The organism is Mesorhizobium sp. P2_F7, assembly GCF_056403695.1.
The window spans coordinates 837,616-856,049 of sequence record NZ_JBFUFA010000004.1; the positions used below are offsets into that span (position 1 = coordinate 837,616).

12 protein-coding genes and 1 tRNA gene are annotated in these 18,434 nt (G+C 62.6%); 10 read left to right on the forward strand and 3 right to left on the reverse strand.

What is annotated here, in order from left to right; genetic code table 11:
* The first annotated feature begins 17 nt into the window (after positions 1-17).
* A complete protein-coding gene (locus tag AC1DZ8_RS18180) occupies positions 18-4,337 on the forward strand; it encodes a cytochrome P450 (protein ID WP_477309646.1) in 4,320 nt (1,439 codons plus the stop codon).
* Positions 4,338-4,365: 28 nt separating this feature from the next.
* Here the strand turns inward: AC1DZ8_RS18180 and AC1DZ8_RS18185 are convergent, their stop codons facing one another.
* Positions 4,366-5,052: a Crp/Fnr family transcriptional regulator gene (locus tag AC1DZ8_RS18185; protein WP_477309645.1), complete on the reverse strand. Its 687-nt coding sequence runs from the start codon at positions 5,050-5,052 to the stop codon at positions 4,366-4,368.
* 515 nt (positions 5,053-5,567) lie between these two features.
* Between AC1DZ8_RS18185 and AC1DZ8_RS18190 the strand changes: the two genes are divergently transcribed.
* The 6 genes from AC1DZ8_RS18190 to AC1DZ8_RS18215 all read left to right on the forward strand — a co-directional run bounded on the left by AC1DZ8_RS18190 (position 5,568) and on the right by AC1DZ8_RS18215 (position 14,397).
* Complete coding sequence (locus tag AC1DZ8_RS18190) at positions 5,568-7,841, forward strand: DNA/RNA non-specific endonuclease (protein ID WP_477309644.1); 2,274 nt, start codon at positions 5,568-5,570, stop codon at positions 7,839-7,841.
* A gap of 10 nt (positions 7,842-7,851) precedes the next feature.
* Positions 7,852-8,829, forward strand: coding sequence for a trypsin-like peptidase domain-containing protein (locus AC1DZ8_RS18195; protein WP_477309643.1), 978 nt, complete (start codon positions 7,852-7,854; stop codon positions 8,827-8,829).
* Between the two features lie 242 nt (positions 8,830-9,071).
* A complete protein-coding gene (locus tag AC1DZ8_RS18200) occupies positions 9,072-10,322 on the forward strand; it encodes a hypothetical protein (protein WP_477309642.1) in 1,251 nt (416 codons plus the stop codon).
* The gene (locus AC1DZ8_RS18205) at positions 10,319-12,997 is read left to right on the forward strand and encodes a DNA/RNA non-specific endonuclease (RefSeq protein ID WP_477309641.1); all 2,679 of its coding nucleotides are present in this window, start codon (positions 10,319-10,321) and stop codon (positions 12,995-12,997) included. Before AC1DZ8_RS18200 ends, AC1DZ8_RS18205 begins: the two co-directional genes overlap by 4 nt.
* Before the next feature lie 109 nt (positions 12,998-13,106).
* Entirely contained in the window at positions 13,107-13,379 is a 273-nt protein-coding gene (locus tag AC1DZ8_RS18210; RefSeq protein ID WP_477401344.1) for a hypothetical protein, read from the forward strand.
* Between the two features lie 637 nt (positions 13,380-14,016).
* Positions 14,017-14,397, forward strand: a complete 381-nt coding sequence (locus tag AC1DZ8_RS18215) for a hypothetical protein (protein WP_477309639.1) — start codon at positions 14,017-14,019, stop codon at positions 14,395-14,397.
* Positions 14,398-14,467: 70 nt separating this feature from the next.
* Here AC1DZ8_RS18215 and AC1DZ8_RS18220 read toward each other — a convergent pair.
* Both AC1DZ8_RS18220 and AC1DZ8_RS18225 read right to left on the reverse strand, forming a co-directional pair.
* Positions 14,468-14,542, reverse strand: a tRNA-Val gene (locus AC1DZ8_RS18220).
* 156 nt (positions 14,543-14,698) lie between these two features.
* The gene (locus AC1DZ8_RS18225; protein WP_477309638.1) at positions 14,699-15,382 is read right to left on the reverse strand and encodes a phosphoglycolate phosphatase; all 684 of its coding nucleotides are present in this window, start codon (positions 15,380-15,382) and stop codon (positions 14,699-14,701) included.
* 156 nt (positions 15,383-15,538) lie between these two features.
* Here AC1DZ8_RS18225 and rpiA point away from each other — a divergent pair, with 156 nt between their 5' ends.
* The 3 genes from rpiA to gor all read left to right on the forward strand — a co-directional run bounded on the left by rpiA (position 15,539) and on the right by gor (position 18,389).
* Positions 15,539-16,270, forward strand: a complete 732-nt coding sequence (gene rpiA / locus AC1DZ8_RS18230) for a ribose-5-phosphate isomerase RpiA (RefSeq protein ID WP_477309637.1) — start codon at positions 15,539-15,541, stop codon at positions 16,268-16,270.
* Positions 16,257-16,874: a DUF2059 domain-containing protein gene (locus tag AC1DZ8_RS18235; protein WP_477309636.1), complete on the forward strand. Its 618-nt coding sequence runs from the start codon at positions 16,257-16,259 to the stop codon at positions 16,872-16,874. The genes rpiA and AC1DZ8_RS18235 overlap by 14 nt, the downstream gene beginning before the upstream one ends.
* 123 nt (positions 16,875-16,997) lie before the next feature.
* Positions 16,998-18,389: a glutathione-disulfide reductase gene (gor, locus tag AC1DZ8_RS18240; protein ID WP_477401347.1), complete on the forward strand. Its 1,392-nt coding sequence runs from the start codon at positions 16,998-17,000 to the stop codon at positions 18,387-18,389.
* Positions 18,390-18,434 lie beyond the last annotated feature (45 nt).

Genomic DNA, 18,434 nt, shown 5'->3' on the forward strand with positions numbered 1-18,434 from the left:
GGGGGGCTTGAACGCGCATGACCAAACTGAAGTATTTCGACGGCATTCGTGAAGCCCAGAAAAACCAGCGCCCGCTGTCGGAAATGCCGCCTTTCGATCTCGGCCGGATCCGCAAAACGGGCCTGTTGGCGCGCATCGCCGAATTTATCGTCGAAGACCATCCGCGCGTGTGGTTGGCGTTCTTGCGGCGCTTCCGCCCGACCGGCATGCTGTTCGGGGTTCTACTCGTCACCAAGAACGCCGATGTCCGCGACATACTGGAACGTGGCGACGAGTTCCAGACCCCGTACGGCCCGGAAATGACCGAGTTCGCGCGGGGATCCAATTTCATCCTCGGCATGCAGGATGGCGCCGACTACCGCCGCATGAAATCGTCGGTGCTGAGCGCCTTTCCGCCGGCAGAAGTCGAAGCCGTTGTCAGGCCGATCGCCGCGCGCCATTCGCAAGACATCATGATGCGCGCCAGCCCTGGCTTCGATGCGATCTCCGGATTGCTGAGGCTCGTTCCGGTGCACATCTGCCGCGACTATTTCGGCCTTGAGATCGACGACGAATCCGAATTCGCCGATTGGTCGATCGCGCTCAGCGCACTGTTTTTTTCGGATCCGTCGGCGAGCCCCGTCATGCGCGAGCTTGCAGTGGTGGCGGGTGATCGCCTTCTCAAAGTCATCGACCGCTCCATCCAGTCGGTCAGGGACCGCGGCTTGAAGACCGAGCAGCCGCTGGCGAGGCTGGTTGCCCAGATGGACCAGGGCCGCTTGTCGCGGGACGACCTGAACTCGATCATGCTGGGCATGATCGCCGGCTTCGTCCCGACCAATGTCCTGGCCAGCGGGAATTGCCTCGACGTGATCCTGTCGCGGCCGGATGCCCGGCAAGCCATCGACGCCGCACTTGCCGAAAACGACACCGGGAAGCTGGACAAGGCCGTGCTCGAAGCCATGCGCTTCAAGCCGATCTGGATCGGCCCGTGGCGCTACACCGCGCGCGATGCGACCATCGGCAAGGGCACGCGCCGCGAGCGCCTGGTGAAGGCCGGCACAGTCGTGATGCCGGCCACGCTGTCAGCGATGTTCGACGCTGACGCCGTTCAAAACCCGAATGAGTTCGACACGTCTCGCCCGCACCGCGACTACATGGTCTTCGGCCATGGCATCCATCAATGCATCGGCGCCGAGATCGCCAGGATCCAGATCGGCGAAAGCCTGCGCGCCCTGTTCCAGAAGCAGAACCTGCGCCGCATGTCGGGCAAGGCCGGGCGGATGACGCGCATCGGCGCTTATCCCGAAACCCTCAAGGTCGATTTCGAACCGGCACCACTCTGCCGCACGGTCAGCCAGTCGATGGTGTCGGTGGTCTGCCCGGTCACCCGGTCCGGATCACTGGACGCTATGCGCGACAAGGTCGCCGGCCTCGGCAATCCGGCCAGCGAAGAGATCCGCACCGCGCTCGACATTGTCGGCACCATCCATTTCACCAGCCTGGCCGTTGTCGGTACGGGCGAGATGGATGCTGATTCCGGTCAGGAAAAAGGAGCTCTGGTTCTCGAGATTTCCGGCGACGGCAGCATCGACGACGTCATCGATGCCGTGACGCACGCAATCGGGCACCGGCTGCGGCCGATCTTCAAGGACGTCTGCGACCTGCGCGATGGCGGCGCCTTGAACGATTTCCTGCGCAAGCACAATGTCGACATCTCGCCGTCTTTCGGCAGCAACGCCGGACTGGTGTTTTCGGGCACGCCCGGTCACTCGGTCCAGCGCATCATGGCCGAGGCCGAGCTTTTCGAAGCTGTGCGCGGCATCGTGGAGCGGCCGCGCCAAGGCACCGGCAACGCTCCCGCCGTGCTCGCTGAAGCTCGCCAGCATCTTCAGTCATTGGGGACGTTTGCCTGGGCGTTCGAGCCGGCCGAAAGCCTGCTGGAAAAGCCGCCGGGCCATTGGGGCCGTGCCCTGATGACGACCTTGCTGGTACCGCCGGTCTTCGTCACGGTGGCGATCATCTGGGCTGCTTGCTGGTACATGACCTATAGTGTGGTGTTCGGCAGATCCATCGACATCAGTTCCCACGAAATCTCCTTCACCGCCATAGCCGTAGCAATCACTTCACTTTTGTTGTCGGGACTTGGAGTGTTGGTGGCAGCGGCGCTGCTGGTGTTTGCGTGCTTGCTGGCGCTGCGACGCCGCGAGGACAGAGATCAGCCGGAAAGCACATCGATCGGCATATCTGAATTGAACGCGATACTCGTCAAGGAGGACCACGCGGCGCAGAACCATCTGACCGCGATTTCGACGATGAAGGCTGGCATCTTGCGGCGGCTGGCGCTCAGATTTTCCTTCTACCTGATCTCGATAGCTGCCCAGAAGGTGTTCAAGCCAGGCTTCCTTAACACCATCAACACCATCCATTTTGCCCGCTGGATACTCCTGCCGGGCTCCAACAGATTGCTGTTCTTCTCCAACTACGGTGGCAGCTGGGAAAGTTATCTTGAGGACTTCATTGCCAAGGCATCCGCCGGCCTGACCGGCGTGTGGAGCAACACCGTGGGCTATCCACGCACACAATGGCTCTTCCTCGACGGCGCGCGCGACGGCGATCGCTTCAAGCGCTGGGCGCGGCGCCAGCAGACGCCAACACTGTTCTGGTACTCCGCCTATCCCCAAATCAACACAACGCGCATCCGGATCAATTCCCGGATCAGGCGCGGCATTGCTTCCGCCGTCGGCAACGAGGCGCGCGACTGGCTGAGCTTGTTTGGTTCGCTACGGCGCCCGGCGAGCGAAACAACCACCGTTCAAAAGACCACCTCGCTGCTGGCCAATATCAGTTCTGCCTTTCCGGCACCTCTCGAGCAGCAGCTGGAAACCGGCGAGATCCAGTCAATCTTCTTCGGCCCGCTCGGCCCGCTCGGTTATTCGCATATGCTTGCGATCCGCGTGCCGGACAAGTTGCCGGCGCCCAAGCGCAGAGCCTGGCTCGATTTCGTTGTTGAGCAGACGAGTTTCGGCGAAGGCAGGCCCGCCGGGCGCGCTATGATAGTAGCCTTTGGTCCCGGTGGCCTGCGGCAGTTTGGGCTCGACGAGGGTGTGGAGGGCGATCCACTGGAAACATTTCCGATCGCCTTTCGCCATGGCATGGGCAATCCCGAGCGTGGCCGCATACTGGACGACCGAGGCCGCGACGGCCCGGACGAATGGGAGTGGGGGTCGCTGGAGAACCCTGTGGACGTGGTGATCGTCTGCTATGCTGAAGAACCGGGAAGGTTGAAGACCGAGATTGCCACCGTGAAACGAAAGACGACCGGTGCCGGCATGAAGGTCGTCGCCGAACTGCCGCTCGCCGTAAATCGGGGTCCGACCGATACGAAATCGTCCGATGGGGCAAAGCGTGACGGTAGGTCGGAACGCGGGCCAGCCTACGAGCATTTCGGTTTCGCCGACGGGATTTCGCAGCCGATTGTCCGAGGCACGACCCGCGCCAGCAGGGGCGCCGCGCCCATGCATCTGGTCGCGCCCGGTGAGTTCCTGTTCGGTTATCGTGACGAGCATGGGTTCTATCCAGCCTCGCCCTCGGTAAGCGCATCACGCGATCGGACCGGCATCCTTTCGCAGGTGCGCCGTAGCCGGCTTATTCCGGGCCTGCCGACACCGCCGCGCGATTTCGGCCGCAACGGCTCATTCCTCGTCATTCGCCAGTTCGAGCAGCATGTCGACGTCTTCAACGACTACTGCAAAAAGGCTGCAGCCTTGGTCGCGAGCCAACTCGGCAACCAAGCCATCACGCAAGATTGGATTGCCGCCAAGATGCTCGGCCGCTGGCAGAACGGCAGCTCACTGGTGCGCAACCCCGATCATCCGGGACGCGTTATCGACAACAACTTCGCCACTGGCGCCGAGGACCCGCAAGGCCATCGCTGCCCGCTTGGTGCGCACATACGCCGTTCCAACCCACGCGATTCGCTGGGTGAGGACCGCGATACGCAGATCAATATCGGCAAGCGCCATCGTATCCTGCGGGTCGGCCGCACCTATGAGAAGCAGGACGGCAAGAATGGCAAGGTCGAAAGGGGACTGCTCTTCATGTGCCTTAACGCCGACATCGAGCGCCAGTATGAATTCATCCAGCAAACCTGGGTTTCGTCGCCCACATTCCAGGGCCTCGTCGCTGAAAAGGACCCGACGATCGGTTCGCGCGACGGCGATGGCAGGTTCACCATTCCGTCATGGGAAAAGGTCACGACGCTCCGTGACATGCCGCAATTCGTCACCACAAAGGGTGGCGGCTACTTCTTCATGCCCAGCCGCTCGGCGTTGCGCTACCTGATTTCACGGCTCTGATTCGCCTGGTCTTCTGGAGCAGGGAGTGTCAGTCGTCGTCCTGCGAGTCGGCGATATGGCGCAGTGCGCCGGCGTCGGTGATGCGCAGGCCGCCGCGCTTGATGGCGATGAACGAGCGGGCGCGCCAGTCGTTGAGCGTCTTGTTGACGGACTCGCGCGTGGCGCCGAGGAACTCTCCGAGCTCCGATTGCGAGATCGGAATCCAGCCGGCGGCGTCGGCCATCACCTCGGCCAGGAAGACCAGGCGCTTGGCCAGCCTCGCCTCGATGCCGAAGAAGGCCTGGTCGCCGAGTTCGCCGCTGATCCAGCGCAGCCGGGCGCACAGAAGTTCGATCATCGCGCGCGCCAAGGGCGGATTTCTTTCAATGCGATCAAAGAGTTGTGTCCTGCTGAGCGAGACCAGCTCGCACGCGGTAAGACAGATGGCGGTGGCTGTGCGGGGCCGTCCGTCAAGCGCGCCGATCTCGCCGACCAGGCTGCGCGACAGCTCGATATTGGCTACCAGTTTCTGGCCGCCAGGCGAATAGATCGAGATTTCCACCGTGCCGCTCATTACCCCATAGATGCGATCGGCGGGATCTTCCTGGACGAACAGATGCTGGCCCGCGGCGCAGCGCTCGACTTTGCAGCCGCTGAACAGAAGATCGAACAGCTTCGGGTCGATGCGTGCCAGGCGCGGCAGATCGTTTCTGTCGTTCGCGCCGCCAAAAGCCATGTTGAACTTCCCAATTGCCGCAGTTGCCAAGTTTCACGGCCAAAGTTTAAGGCAAGAGTGCACCGCATCAAAGCCCGGCGTTCATCCCTTTGCCATTACGCCTTCTAAAGGCGCGGCGCAGTGGTCGCGCCCAGTGCCGGCTTGCGCCAGGCGGAAAGCCGTCTGCATAGGCGGCCGGAGGAGCCGACCGCGTGCAGACGGCAACCGATGAAAAGGGTTAGGTGATCAAATTCCCGCAATCCGAGCGGACACGCAATGCCCATTTCCGCCCGCCGCGATAGGAGGGCGGAAACGGGTCACCGTCTGTGATGGAGCTCACATACTGCGGCGCTAAAATAATGCGACCGTGGCACATCGCGCGAGCGACCGCGGGCGAAGAGACATGCCAACGTCACGCCCTAGTCATATTCGATGCGTGTTGATTTGTTTCCTTGCGTGACAGACAGAATTGCGCCAGTATAAAATGGGGCAATACAGTTCTTTACTTTGGCAGAACCTTTGGGGGAGGGGCGACCATGCCGGTCAGCAGAGAGCAGCGAATCCGTCAATATCTTGATCTCGTCACCGGAGGCGAGGGGACTGAATCGGTCCTCGCAAACATGGAGACGATGGCCGGTGGCGCCTTGGAATCCCTTGCGCCCACGGACGGCGGCAAGACGGAAGCGGCATTTGAATCGGCGCGCGCCGGTGCGGAGAATCTGGCGCGAGGGGCTGAGGTCGCGCCCGACCAGCTTTCCGATCTGGAAGCCATTATCATCCCGGAGTTGCGGCCGGTCTATGACATCAAGGATGGTACCTTCACGACGTTGACTTTCGACGGTGCGCCGACACCGGGTCACTCGCTGTGGACGAAGCTGACCAGCGAGGCCGCATTCAAACAGCGCATCGAGGCCGCCCTGCCGGCGATCGGGCGCATCGAACTGTTGTGGAACACCAACATCCCCTATGGCGGCACCGGCTTTGTCGTCGGGCGCAACCTGTTGATGACCAACCGCCATGTCGCGCAGATCTTTGCTGACGGTCTCGGTGACCGCAATCTGCAGTTCATCAACGGCCGTGCCGCCGGCATCGACTTCAAGCGCGATTCGGCCGCAGGAAATGTCTTCAAGATCCGCAATGTCCGGATGATCCATCCCTATTGGGACATGGCGATCCTCGAAGTCGAAGGCCTGCCCGACAACATCAAGCCGCTGTCGCTCGCCGTCGCCGACGCGCGCGACATGCTGCGTCAGGAAGTTGTCGCCATCGGCTATCCGGCGTTCGACAATCGCAACGCGGTCGATGTCCAGAACGACCTCATGCGCAACCGTTTCCAGGTCAAGCGCCTGCAACCGGGCATGCTGCAGGGCGCCTTCGGCACCGAGAGTTTCGGAAAGATCGTCAACGCGGCGACACATGACTGCTCGACGACTGGCGGCAACTCCGGCACCGCCATGATCAACCTTGCCTCCGGTGAGGTCGTGGCGCTGCATTTTGCCGGCCGCTATCTCGAGCGCAACTACGCCGTGCCCACCGGCGCGCTGGCGAAAGACCAGCGCGTCGTCGACCTCGGCCTCAACTTCGCCGGCCCTGCCAGCGGCGGCCCCAACGATTGGGGCGCCTGGTGGAACAAGGCGGACAGCGCCTCGCCTGCCGAAGGCGTAAACCTGGTCGAGATCGGCGGCGTAAAGAAAATTCCGGGCGTCGTCACCCAGGCGCCGCCACCCGCCGGCGGAGGCGTCGTCGTTTCGCCCGGCGGCAGCATCACCTTCGAAGTGCCGTTGCGCATCACCGTCTCCCTAGGCTCCGCTCCGGCCGCCCACGAAGCGGTCATGGAATCGGTCGAGCTCGAAGCTGCCAAACCGACCCCTCCGGGCGGGGCGTTCGTTCCCAAATCGGTCGCCGACTATGACGGCTATGAGGGCTACGACGAAAAGTTCCTCTCCGGCGGCACCAAGCTCGCGCCGGTCGTGGTGCCGATGCCGGAGGCCACCGACCCGTCCGTTCTGGCGCCGCTCAAGGCCGGCGGCACGCGGCTCGACTACCAGAACTTCTCGCTCAAGATGCACGCCAAGCGGCGGCTGGCCCTGTTCACCGCCTCCAACGTCACTGAGGAAAGCAATCTGCGCGAACCGGAAAAGGGCCGCAACTATTCGCGGGGTGGCCTGTTCAGCGAGCGCTGGTTCCCGGATCTGCGGCTCGACGACAAGTTCCAGATCCCCGACGTCTTCTATGTCCAGGATCAGGGCGCTTTCGACAAGGGCCACATCGTCAGGCGCGATGACGTGGCCTGGGGCAGCACCTTCGAACGTCTGCTCCGGGGCAATGTCTGCTCCTTCCATGTCACCAACTGCTCGCCTCAGGTCGAAGGCTACAACCGCTCCGACAGCTGCGAGAAGAACTGGGGTGATCTCGAGAACCATGTCCTGTCCGAGGCGGCGAGCGAACGGCTTTGCGTCTTCGCCGGTCCGGTCCTGGCCGCAGACGACCGCACCTTCGCCGGCAAGGGTCCCAAGGGCACCAGTCTTCGTGCGCTCGTGCCGCGCCGCTTCTGGAAAGTGGTCGTGGCTCGCGTCAATGACGGCCTCGCCAGTTATGGTTTCGTGCTCGAACAGGATCTTTCCGACACGGAACTGGAGTTCACGGTCGCCGAAGAATTCATCGGCGCGATGTACCCGCTGACCGAAATCTCCGAAATGACCGGCGTCAGCTTCGACCAATCGCTGATCGACGCCGATCAATACGACACTGTCCGCGGCACGGAGATCGCCATGCGGGCGGGGTCACGGAAGCGAAAAAAGAAGAGCTAGGGGGCGTCCAATGACCGAGTGGACGCAGGCCCAGCTGACCAGCCTCAACCGGATTCTCGCCAATCTCTACCCGATGATCGGCGACGGCGTGCGTGTCGCCAAAGGGGTTGGGTTGGCCACGTCGCAAATCGCCTTTGACAACAAGGCGATCAACAACTGGTTTGCGATTGTCCAGCGCGCAAAGCAGGAGACCAAGGCTGATGCCCTCGTGGCCTTTGCGCTGGACGAGAATCCCGGCGACGAGGCATTGCAGCAGGCAAAGCAGCATGCGCCGCCACCACCGCTCGAAGGACCCGCCACTGCCAAGTGGAGCGGTGCGCCGGGCCAGCTCGAAAAGATCCTCGGTGACAAAAGCACGCTGGTGCCGATCAGCTATCTTGAACTCGGCGTTATCAGGGCGAAATCGGTGGTGCGCATCAAGCGTGCCGATGGCAGTTCCGGCACCGGCTTCATGACCGCCGGCGGGATCCTGATCACCAACAACCACGTGTTGCCCGACGATGCTTCCATGGTGGGCGCCGTGGCCCAGTTCAATTATCAGCGGACCGTGGCCGGGCTCGACGCGCCATTCGAGGAATTCAGCATCGACACCGCCGTGCCCCTTCGCACCTCCAAGGACAATGACTGGTCGGCTGTCCGCATCAAGGGCGACGCCTCCAAATGGGGCGAACTGGACATGAAGCCGATGGCCGTGAAGGTCGGCGATCACGTCAACATCATCCAGCATCCCGGCGGCGCGCAAAAGCAGATTTCATTCGTCGCCAATGTCGTGGCCTTCGTCGGCGGCGGCCGCGTCCAGTATCTCACCGACACGCTGCCGGGATCCTCCGGCTCGCCCGTCTTCGACACCGACTGGAACCTGATTGCGCTGCATCACAGCGGCGGCTGGCTGACCGAGCCCAACGCGGTAACCAAAAGCACATACTATCGCAACGAAGGCATCGCGATCGACACCATCATCCGGGACCTCGCGGCCAAGCCTGTGTAATGGTGATGTGCCAGACCGTTGGCGTGACGAGATGCGCGACGATTTGAGACTATGCCATGTGAATTCTTTCGGATGTGATGGATTTTAGAGCAACTCCAGGAAAAGTGTGAAGCGGTTTTCCGTCCGGAGTTGCGTCAAAACAAAGAGATACCCACACCGAACGCCAGGGGAGTTCAGAGATCAGCGCCTATTTCGACCTCAGGCTTCAACTGGCTGATCTCTACCCATTGCCTCCCGATTGGTTGAGGGTAACCAAGGACGCCGGTATTCTCGCCGGAGCGATCAACCTGCAGGGGTCGGCTCTCGCAGTCTGGTTCGGTATCCTTGACTATGCGCAGGCCAACAAACTGTCGCAGCCGCTGATGGCCACCGTCGCGGCGCAAAATCCGCAATGTTCGGCCCTGTGCACCGCCTACCTCCAGGAACTGACAACAGGTGCAAAACCGACGCCTGACCTGCCGGGCCTGACCACCGACGATCGGGTCAACACCGCGGTTGCCGGCTTCGACGCCGTCAACCAGCAGCCCAAGGACATCCAGGCGGTGCTCGCCGCCGGCGATGGGCTCACCGCCGTCACCAGCCAGATCGACGTTCTTGCGACCTACAAGAACCTGCATGACGGCCTGCAGAGCTTTCAATATGGCATCGGCAGCTTCCAGAGCCTCATGATCGCCGGGCGGGACATGGGCGCGGATCTCAATCAAGTCCGCGTCCTGCGCAAATTTCTCAACCAGTTGAGGCTCTTCTGCGCATCCGCCGGCGACAAGGTCATGGTATTGCCCCCTGGGCCGGCGCTTCGCGACATCGAGCAGGCATGGCTCGACGACCTCGGCCAGGCCGCGACGAAACTGCAGAGCGCAATCCCCAACACGTCGGCTGACGCCTACGACGCCTTGCTGGATGTGCGCACGGTGCTGCGCGTCGTACCCTCGCGGCTGAACCAGCAGATCTTCGTCACCGCTAGGAACCTGCCTTTCGGCATCCTGGCCACGGGGCTCGAAACGATAGCCGGCAGACTTCCAGCCGACGAGCCGTCCGTGCCGGCGATAAAAGCCGCGCATGACGCGATCAAGGTACTGTCCTCGACCATCTATGCGCGGGTCGTCGAGCACAAGCTCTGGCAGGACATCGACAACAAGCTGGCCAGCCTCACCGATATGATCGAGCCGATAGAAGGGGTACCTGCGGCGGACAAGTCGTTGCCGTTCCAGTTCTCGCCGCTGTGGCGAAACCTGGAAGTAAAGGTCAAGGTTCTTGCCGATCTCGACCCAAACGGACAGTGGCGGACAATGCTTGCCGGCTACTCCACCGACGTCAACGACCAGCTGTCTCGCGAGACCGTCGACACCGCCTTCATCCTTGCCTTCGAAGCCTACCGGGACGAGGCCCAGCAACGCTTCGTCCAGGTCGATCTGGCGCTGAAAACGGAATGCGCCTCGATCGTCCGCGTCAGCACGCCTTTGCACAAGATCATTGAGGACCTGGGGTCATGAGCGAAGAAACTGTGACAACCACCGAAACCTCGACCGAGTTTATCTCGCTGAGCGACATCCGCATCGCGCATCTCGAGCTGATGCGCATCGCCAGCGCTAACGAAGCCGTCGACCCCTCGATGAAGCGCAGCGACAAGGCCGGGGCCGAGACGACGGAAGCCAGCATCGACAATACGGTTCCCGATGCCCGGACCATCCGCGACTTCCTGGCCAGGGCGCGGCGCGCCGGCAGCACCATCGAACGGGAATCCGACCGCCGCGCGGCGCAGCGCATCCTCGACTATTGGTCGGCAGAACTGGTCACGCGCCCCGGCATCACCTCAGCCGATGTCAGCCCGGCGCGTCTAGCGGCTTTCGCAGGCGGCCTCGAAACAGCAGAGCCAATCGCCGTCGACTCCGAACCCGTATCGCACGACATCACCGATCTCGGAGCGGTCGCCACCGCTGTCCCGGAATCGGTGGTCGTCGCGACCAAAGACAGTGCCGAATCCGGCGACGGCTTCGCATCGGACGACGAACTAAGTTCGGACGAGCTGACCGAGCGCTTTCGCATCCGCGTTGCCGCCCAGGCGCGGCAATGGAAGAACACCGGCTACGCCGGCTATCTCCTGCGTGGCGAAGCACTGAAGGAGGCGGCGGAGCTTCCGCAAGGTCCCGACATTGCCGAATTCGTCGAGGCGAGCGCCAACGCAGAGACGGACAGCCAGAAGCAGCGCGACCGCAGCAAGAACATATTGATCGCGCTGTTCGCCATAGCGGCGGCGATCCTCGCGGCAACGACCTACTTCGCTTTGAACCAGAGGAATGACGCCTTCCATGCGCGAACCATTGCCGAGAAAGCGCAGTCCGAAGCCGAGGATACCGCAAACAAGGTGGCATCGCTCAACAAGGATCTCAGCACAGCCCTTGAAGATGCAAAAAACGCGCGCGTGCAGGCCGAGGGGGCACGTGACGTTGCCCTGAAGAACGCGGATGACGCCGCCAAGCGGCTGGCCGAGCAGCAGGCCACGCAAGCTACACTACGCTCGGCGATCGTCTTCATGGCCGACCAGCTCAAGGCCGGCAGCATGTCTCTGGAGGAATTGACGCCCGATTTGCAGCAGGCGGTGCTCGTTGAACTGGCCGGCCGGGTCAAGAGCAACGAGATCGCGCTCGGCCAGCTGCCGGCGCCGCTGCAGAGCGCGCTCGAGCCACTGCTCGGCAAGGTTACCGACAAGCAGCCCAACGCTCTTGCCGGATACAAGGTGGATTTTATCCAGGCCACAATCGGCCTGCCCAGGCTGACCGGCGACCTGGCAAACGACGCCTCGGCGACGCCGCTGGACTACATCAACTACTCGCTGGTCATGGGCCGAAGCCACCGCATGGCCATCTATTCGGCGGTCAATCTCGATCGATCGCAAAGGATGACCCTACAAGTCACCGGCGGCCGATTGCGGTATGACGTCCGCCTGCCGCGCGACGCGCAGCCCGATCGAAACTGGTACCTCAGCCCGGACCGGCAATGGCTGCCGGCGCGTTTGGCCAACGCCAGCGACATCGCCTGGGGGCCCGAATTCACCGGCGATCCGGCAACGGCGGCGCTCAAACTGGCGCAGTATGCCTATGTCCTGCCCAACACCATGCCGCAGCCCAACGCTTTCTACGGAACCATGTGGGCGCCGCTCGAAAACTGGGTGCGCACCCAGCACAATCCGCTGGCCAACCGGGTGACCATTTTCAGCGGCCCCGTCTTCCGGCCGGCCGAGCAGCCGGTCAACGGCGTGCCGGCGCCCTATGCCTATTGGAAGCTTGCCGTCTCTTCCGTGCCGGCGGCCGTGAAGGGAGAAGTCAGGGAGCCCGAATTCGTCGTCGACGCGTTCTTCATTCCAGCTGACGCAACAGGCGAATTCGATCCCGACCGATACCGGCTCTCGGTTGCCGAGCTTGAAAAACGCACGAGCCTGAATTTCGGCACGCTTATCGAATGGACGGATTCGGTGAAGAACCCCGGCCCGAATGGAACCGCGGCAGACGCGTTGGCGGGGCGCGTCAAACGGCTCGACAGCACCGACGGCGCCGGCAATGCGCTGCGCGGTGAATTGATTGCCGTCCTCGGCAATCCGGACCTGCCTGTGCCCGAACGGCGCAAGATCGTGGCGGCTCTCGTCGAGATGGCCGGCCTCCAGAGCATGACCGGACTGACGCCTGCCGGGCGCACCAACGTGCTGGAGACCTTGCTCAGCGTTCCGCCTGACCTTTGGAGCCGCCCGGACTGGCTGCCTGTGTTCGCCGCCGCGCGCCGCGCTGTCGCAGATCTCGATACATCAGCGGCCGACGGTCAGGCGATCATCGGCGAGCAGGACCGCGACGCGCTCAACACGTTGAAGGATCGGCTGCATATTCAGCGGAGCCCGCAGACGGTTTACGTCCAGTTCGCCGGCATGACGCGCGAGGATGCCCAGGCGCTTTCCGCCAAGATGCGCGCCTTGGGCTGGGGCATCCCGACGCCCGGCGAGGAACGTGTGGCCGCTGCCGCCGGCAAGAACGAGGTTCGCTACAACCCCTACAATGACGCCGACCGCCGCGCCGCCGAGCTGCTGGCCGCCGACCTCACCGCCGCCGGCCAGCCGGTCACCGCAAGGGCGGTCCCGGTTATCGGCGCCAACACGCTGGAGATCTGGATCAGCATATAGGCGTGGCTGAAGCCCGGACTGCCGGAAAAGGCCGTTCGTCAAAAAGCCGCGATGCACCGCTTCAAAACAGTGGCGATACTACGGGCTGGTTTCATACTGGGGGTCTTATATGCGCACGCGTCATGTCGTCATGCTTGCACTTTCCATGCTGTCAATTCCGGCCGTTTCCATACCGGTACAGAAAGCCAGGGCGCTGGAGCCTGAACGCTACACGGTCTATTGCGCCGACGACCGCATCGAGGTCTCGTTCTGGGACCTCGAGCAGATGAAGGTGCGCCGCGGCTCCAATGTCTGTCAGTTCCAAAGCTACACGAGCTACTCAAGCGCCCTGAATTTTGCCCAGAAGAACTTTGGCGGGGAGGGGGCGAGTTGTAGTTGCTGAGGCAGTCCTGACTCAAGCCTCGTGCCGCAGTGATAGATACCGCTTGCGCGGGTTTTCTCCGATGCTGGAGCGATGAGCCGAGTCACTCGACGCGCGCAGACGCCAGATCAAGTAAATGACGACCTGATATTAAATTTCGAATATCGCTCGTCTTGTACGTCATAGTTAATGGACATGGGCTTATTTAAGTGCTCAAACAGCTTTGTCATCAGCCATTGTACGGGCGCTGGTGCTTGAGAGAGCATAACATTCTCCCGCCCCAGCGGGAGCTATGCAGTGACAAACAGCCAGCCTAACATGTTTTCGGGGATCCCGATCGCGCGCAGGGACGGCACGATCTCAGTCCTTGCTACGCTGCCGCAAATGGCCGACGCGTTGGCGAACGACTGGCCTTCCGATGGCCCACTGTTTCTGGCCGCGCTTGCTGCCTTGGTGGGGGAACGGACGGGGTGCTGCAGCACAAGGGACGTTCACCGAGCCTTCATAGCAGCGGCACTTGAAGCCGAATGTCTTCCCGACAGCTACATGAAGAATTGAGCGCGAAATGCCTCTCACGCTCCGGACGACACTTTGCGAAACGAGAGATACGCTGCATGTGCTGCGAAGGGCCTTGTTTGCCCGCGGGCATACTGCGGCAATGGAAGAGATCGATTCCCTCATCGGCGTTGCCCAAGATAAGGCAGTCCAGGCAATCGGCGCCATTGATCAGGCAGAGTTTCGAAGACCTATCCTCGTGGTGGTGGCCAATCCGGCGGACCCGGCAGCTATTGTTCTGTCGATCGCTCAGCCCGCAAAGCTTGGCGAGCTTCGCGATCAAGGCATGGGCCTCAGCGTATATTGCGGCAATCCCCGATGCGGTCATCTACGCTCGCTCGATCTCGATGGTCTAATCGAGACGTACGGCACGCACTACGACTTCATCACCGAAAAGCGGCTGGCTTCGAAGCTTGTCTGCAAACGCTGCCAGAATGTTGGAGGGAGGCTGGTTGTGGTTTCCGACAATAGGCCCCGATATTGAGTATCAGTCGCGAATGGCTGAAGCCGGCAAACTCGCCGCCGAGCAAATATGATGGGAATTCCACGGAAAATGGTGGGCGATGCAGGGATTGAACCTGCGACCCCACCCGTGTGAAGGGTGTGCTCTCCCGCTGAGCTAATCGCCCGCTCGTTGCCCGAAGGCCAAGCGAGCCGCGATATAAGGGAGGCAGGCTGGTGAAGTCAAGGCGATGCGCCTGCCTTCTGTGCTTGAAATAGCCGAGGGCGGAGGCAGCCGCGCAATCACCGTTCCTCAGCGGCCAGCCGCCGCAATCGCCCTCCGATCAGCCGGCCGCCGCAGCAATCAGCCGTTCCGCCAGCTCCAGGGTCAGCGCGTCGAAATGCGAAATCACCGCCGACGGTTCGAATTCTCTGACATGGCGGTCGGTATAGCCGAAATCGACGGCGACCACCGGAATGCCGGCGGCCTTGGCCGTGTCGATGTCGGTCTGCGAATCGCCAACCATCAGCGCGCGGTCCGGATCGCCGCAGGCGAGCCGGATGGTTTCGGTCAGATGCCGGGGGTCGGGCTTGCGGAAGGCGAACGTGTCCTGGCCGGCGATCGCGGCGAAATGTTTTGTCAGGCCGAGCGCGTCGATCAGCGCTTTCGAATGGCCCTCATATTTGTTGGTGCAGATGGCAAGCAGATAACCCGCCTTCTCGAAGCGGGCGATCGCCTCGACCACACCGGGGTAGGGGCGCGACTTGCCGGGGATGTTGAGCGCGTAGTGGTCGATAAACAGTTTTAGCAGCCGGTCATGCTCCTCGACGCCAAGCGATTTCTGCTGCGCGATATGCGCGCGCTCGATCATCACCCGCCCGCCCTGGCCGACAAATCGCCGGAAGCCGGCCTCGTCGACAGCCGCCAGCGCGCTTTCGGCGAGGCTGTGGTTGAGACTGTCGAGCAGGTCCGGCGCCGTGTCGATCAGCGTCCCATCGAGGTCGAACACGATGATCGGTTGGGTCATGGCCTGTCCTGTGGCTGATGCATTGCAGGCAGGCGATAGCGTCTGCGCTTCATTCAGGCAAGCAGGCGGACAGCCAAAGTCTTTGACCCAGCGGGCAAAAGTGCTAGGAGCGCGCAACCAACCGAAATCTCGACAAAGCCAAAATCTGGGGCACATATGGATGCGAGGCAGTTGAAGGTCGAGGCCGCGCGGGCAGCCCTTGCCCATGTCAGCGACGGCATGCGGCTCGGCATCGGCACCGGCACCACGGCGGAAGAATTCGTGCGGCTGCTGGCCGAGAGGGTCGCCACCGGGCTGACCGTCATCGGCGTGCCGACGTCGGAGCGCACCGCAGCCCTCTGCCGCGAACTCGGCGTGCCGCTGTCGACGCTGGAGGAAACGCCCGAGCTCGATCTCACGGTCGATGGCGCCGATGAGGTCGACCCGGCGCTGACGCTGATCAAAGGAGGAGGCGGCGCGCTGCTGCGCGAGAAGATCGTCGCGGCGGCCTCCGGGCGCATGATCGTCATTGCCGACAAGTCGAAAATGGTCGAGACCCTCGGCCGGTTTCCGCTGCCCATCGAGGTCAATCAGTTCGGCCTGCGCGCCACCGAGATCGCGGTCGCGGCAGCGGCCAAAAGTCTCGGCCTTTCCGGCCCGGCTACATTGAGGATGACGGGGGGCCAGCCTTTTGTTACAGACGGCGGCCATTTTATCCTCGATGCATCTTTTGGCCGCATTCCGGATACAAGAGCGCTTTCGAATGCTCTCCATGCCATCCCCGGCGTGGTCGAGCATGGTCTTTTCATCGGGCTGGCGTCAGCGGCCATCATCGCCGGCGGCGACGGCATCCAAACCGTCCATGCCGCCCGAAAACCAGGGAGTTCTATCGATCATGATGTTGCATAAACGGGTTCGCCAATTGTCCGCCGTCGTGGCGGCTTCGGCTGTCCTGGCGTTCACCGCGCCGGCGTTTTCGCAGGATGTCACCGAATCGCATCTGAAGGCGGCGCGCGCCGCGGTCGCCGCGATCCACGCAACCGACCCGTTCGACAACATCCTGCCGCAGGCCGCAGCCGGGCTTGAGGACCAGCTGATCCAGAAGAACCCGGATATGCAGGAGCTGATCACCAAGACCGTCGCCGAGAAGGCTCTGGCGCTGGCGGCGCGTCGCGCCGATCTGGAGAAGGAGGCAGCACTGGCCTATGCCAAGGTGTTCTCCGAAAAGGACCTCACCGACATCGCCGCTTTCTACAATTCTGACGCCGGCAAGAAGCTGCTCGACAGTGGCCCGACGGTGACGCGCGATTTGGTCAAGGCTGCCGACATCTGGCAGAACGGCGTAGCGCGCGATCTCGCCCAGCAGGTTGGCGAGACGCTGGCTGCCGCCGCGAAGGCCGCTGCTCCGGCCACGCCCGCACCGGATAACGCAACGGCCCCCGCCGATGGCGCTGCCCCTGCCGACGGCGCGGCTCCCGCAGACGGCGATCAGCCCGAAGCCCCGAAGAACTAACGCGTCTCTTTTCGCCACGGCCCTTGTGCCGCTGGACCAAGAAAGCCCGGTTCAAACCGGGCTTTTCTTTTGGCCTCATGCAGCCTACCTGTCTCAAACATTTTGCAGGCAAGGAGCGGCGGCATGGCCGGTTACGACTACGATCTCTTCGTCATCGGCGGCGGCTCCGGCGGGGTGAGGGCGGCGCGCGTGGCGGCAGCGCTGGGAAAACGCGTCGGCATCGCCGAGGAATACCGTTATGGCGGCACCTGCGTCATCAGAGGCTGCGTGCCGAAGAAGCTGTACGTCTATGCCTCGCAATTTCCCGAGCATTTCGCTGATGCCGCCGGCTACGGCTGGACGGTGCCGGAGGCGAGCTTCGACTGGCCGACGCTGGTCGCCAACAAGGACCGCGAGATCGCCCGGCTGGAGGCTATTTACGAGAAGAACGTGAAAGGCTCCGGCGGCGAGACGTTCCACTCGCGCGCCATGCTGGTCGATCCGCATGTCGTGCATCTCCTGGGCGACGACCGCACCGTCACCGCCGACCAGATCCTGATCGCCACCGGCGGCCGGCCGGCGCCGCATCCCGCCCTTGTCGGCCACGAGCATTGCATCTTTTCCAACGAAGCCTTCGATCTCAAGCAGTTGCCGAAGGCGATCATGATCGAGGGCGGCGGCTACATCGCCGTCGAATTCGCCAACATCTTCCATGGCCTGGGCGTCGACACCACGCTGGTCTACCGCGGCAAGGAGATCCTGTCGCGCTTCGACATGGACCTGCGGCGCATGCTGCACGAAACCATGGAGAAGAAGGGGATAAAAATCCTCTGCCACGCCGTGTCGGAATGGGTGCGCAAGCGGCCGGATGGGCGGCTGGACGCGCTGGTCACCGGCGGCAAGGTGCTGACGGTCGACCAGGTCATGCTCGCCATCGGCCGTATTCCCAACACCGAGAATATGGGCCTGGAAGGCGTCGGCATCGAGCTCGGCAAGACCGGCGCCATCGTCGTCGACCAGTATTCCCGCACCAACATCGACAACATCTGGGCGATTGGCGACGTCACCAACCGTGTGCAGTTGACGCCGGTGGCGATCCACGAAGCCATGTGCTTCATCGAGACCGCGTTCAAGGGCAACCCGACCGCGCCCGACCACGACACGATCCCGACCGCCGTGTTTTCACAGCCGGAGATCGGCACGGTCGGCCTGTCCGAGGACGATGCCGTCAAGCGCTATTCCGACATCGAGATCTACCGCGCCACGTTCCGGCCGATGCGGCATACGCTGTCGGGCCGCGACGAAAAGATGCTGACGAAGCTGGTGGTCGACGGCGCCACACGAAAAGTGCTCGGCGCTCACATCCTTGGGCCGGACGCCGGTGAGATGGCGCAGCTTCTCGGCATTCCGCTGAAGGCCGGCGTCACCAAGGACGATTTCGATCGCACCATGGCCGTCCACCCGACGGCGGCGGAAGAACTGGTCACCATGTACAAGCCGACCTACCGCGTAAAGGACGGCGTGCGGGTCGATTGACGCATGCGGTGAATTCCACCACGGCAAGGTTTCTTGCCGTGGTGG

Bases quoted from the DNA above. Each gene is read 5' to 3' on its own strand.
- AC1DZ8_RS18180 (WP_477309646.1), top strand. From the start codon at position 18: ATGACCAAACTGAAGTATTTCGACGGCATTCGTGAAGCCCAGAAAAAC.
- AC1DZ8_RS18185 (WP_477309645.1), bottom strand. From the start codon at position 5,052: ATGGCTTTTGGCGGCGCGAACGACAGAAACGATCTGCCGCGCCTGGCA.
- AC1DZ8_RS18190 (WP_477309644.1), top strand. From the start codon at position 5,568: ATGCCGGTCAGCAGAGAGCAGCGAATCCGTCAATATCTTGATCTCGTC.
- AC1DZ8_RS18195 (WP_477309643.1), top strand. From the start codon at position 7,852: ATGACCGAGTGGACGCAGGCCCAGCTGACCAGCCTCAACCGGATTCTC.
- AC1DZ8_RS18205 (WP_477309641.1), top strand. From the start codon at position 10,319: ATGAGCGAAGAAACTGTGACAACCACCGAAACCTCGACCGAGTTTATC.
- AC1DZ8_RS18210 (WP_477401344.1), top strand. From the start codon at position 13,107: ATGCGCACGCGTCATGTCGTCATGCTTGCACTTTCCATGCTGTCAATT.
- AC1DZ8_RS18215 (WP_477309639.1), top strand. From the start codon at position 14,017: ATGGAAGAGATCGATTCCCTCATCGGCGTTGCCCAAGATAAGGCAGTC.
- AC1DZ8_RS18225 (WP_477309638.1), bottom strand. From the start codon at position 15,382: ATGACCCAACCGATCATCGTGTTCGACCTCGATGGGACGCTGATCGAC.
- rpiA (WP_477309637.1), top strand. From the start codon at position 15,539: ATGGATGCGAGGCAGTTGAAGGTCGAGGCCGCGCGGGCAGCCCTTGCC.
- AC1DZ8_RS18235 (WP_477309636.1), top strand. From the start codon at position 16,257: ATGATGTTGCATAAACGGGTTCGCCAATTGTCCGCCGTCGTGGCGGCT.
- gor (WP_477401347.1), top strand. From the start codon at position 16,998: ATGGCCGGTTACGACTACGATCTCTTCGTCATCGGCGGCGGCTCCGGC.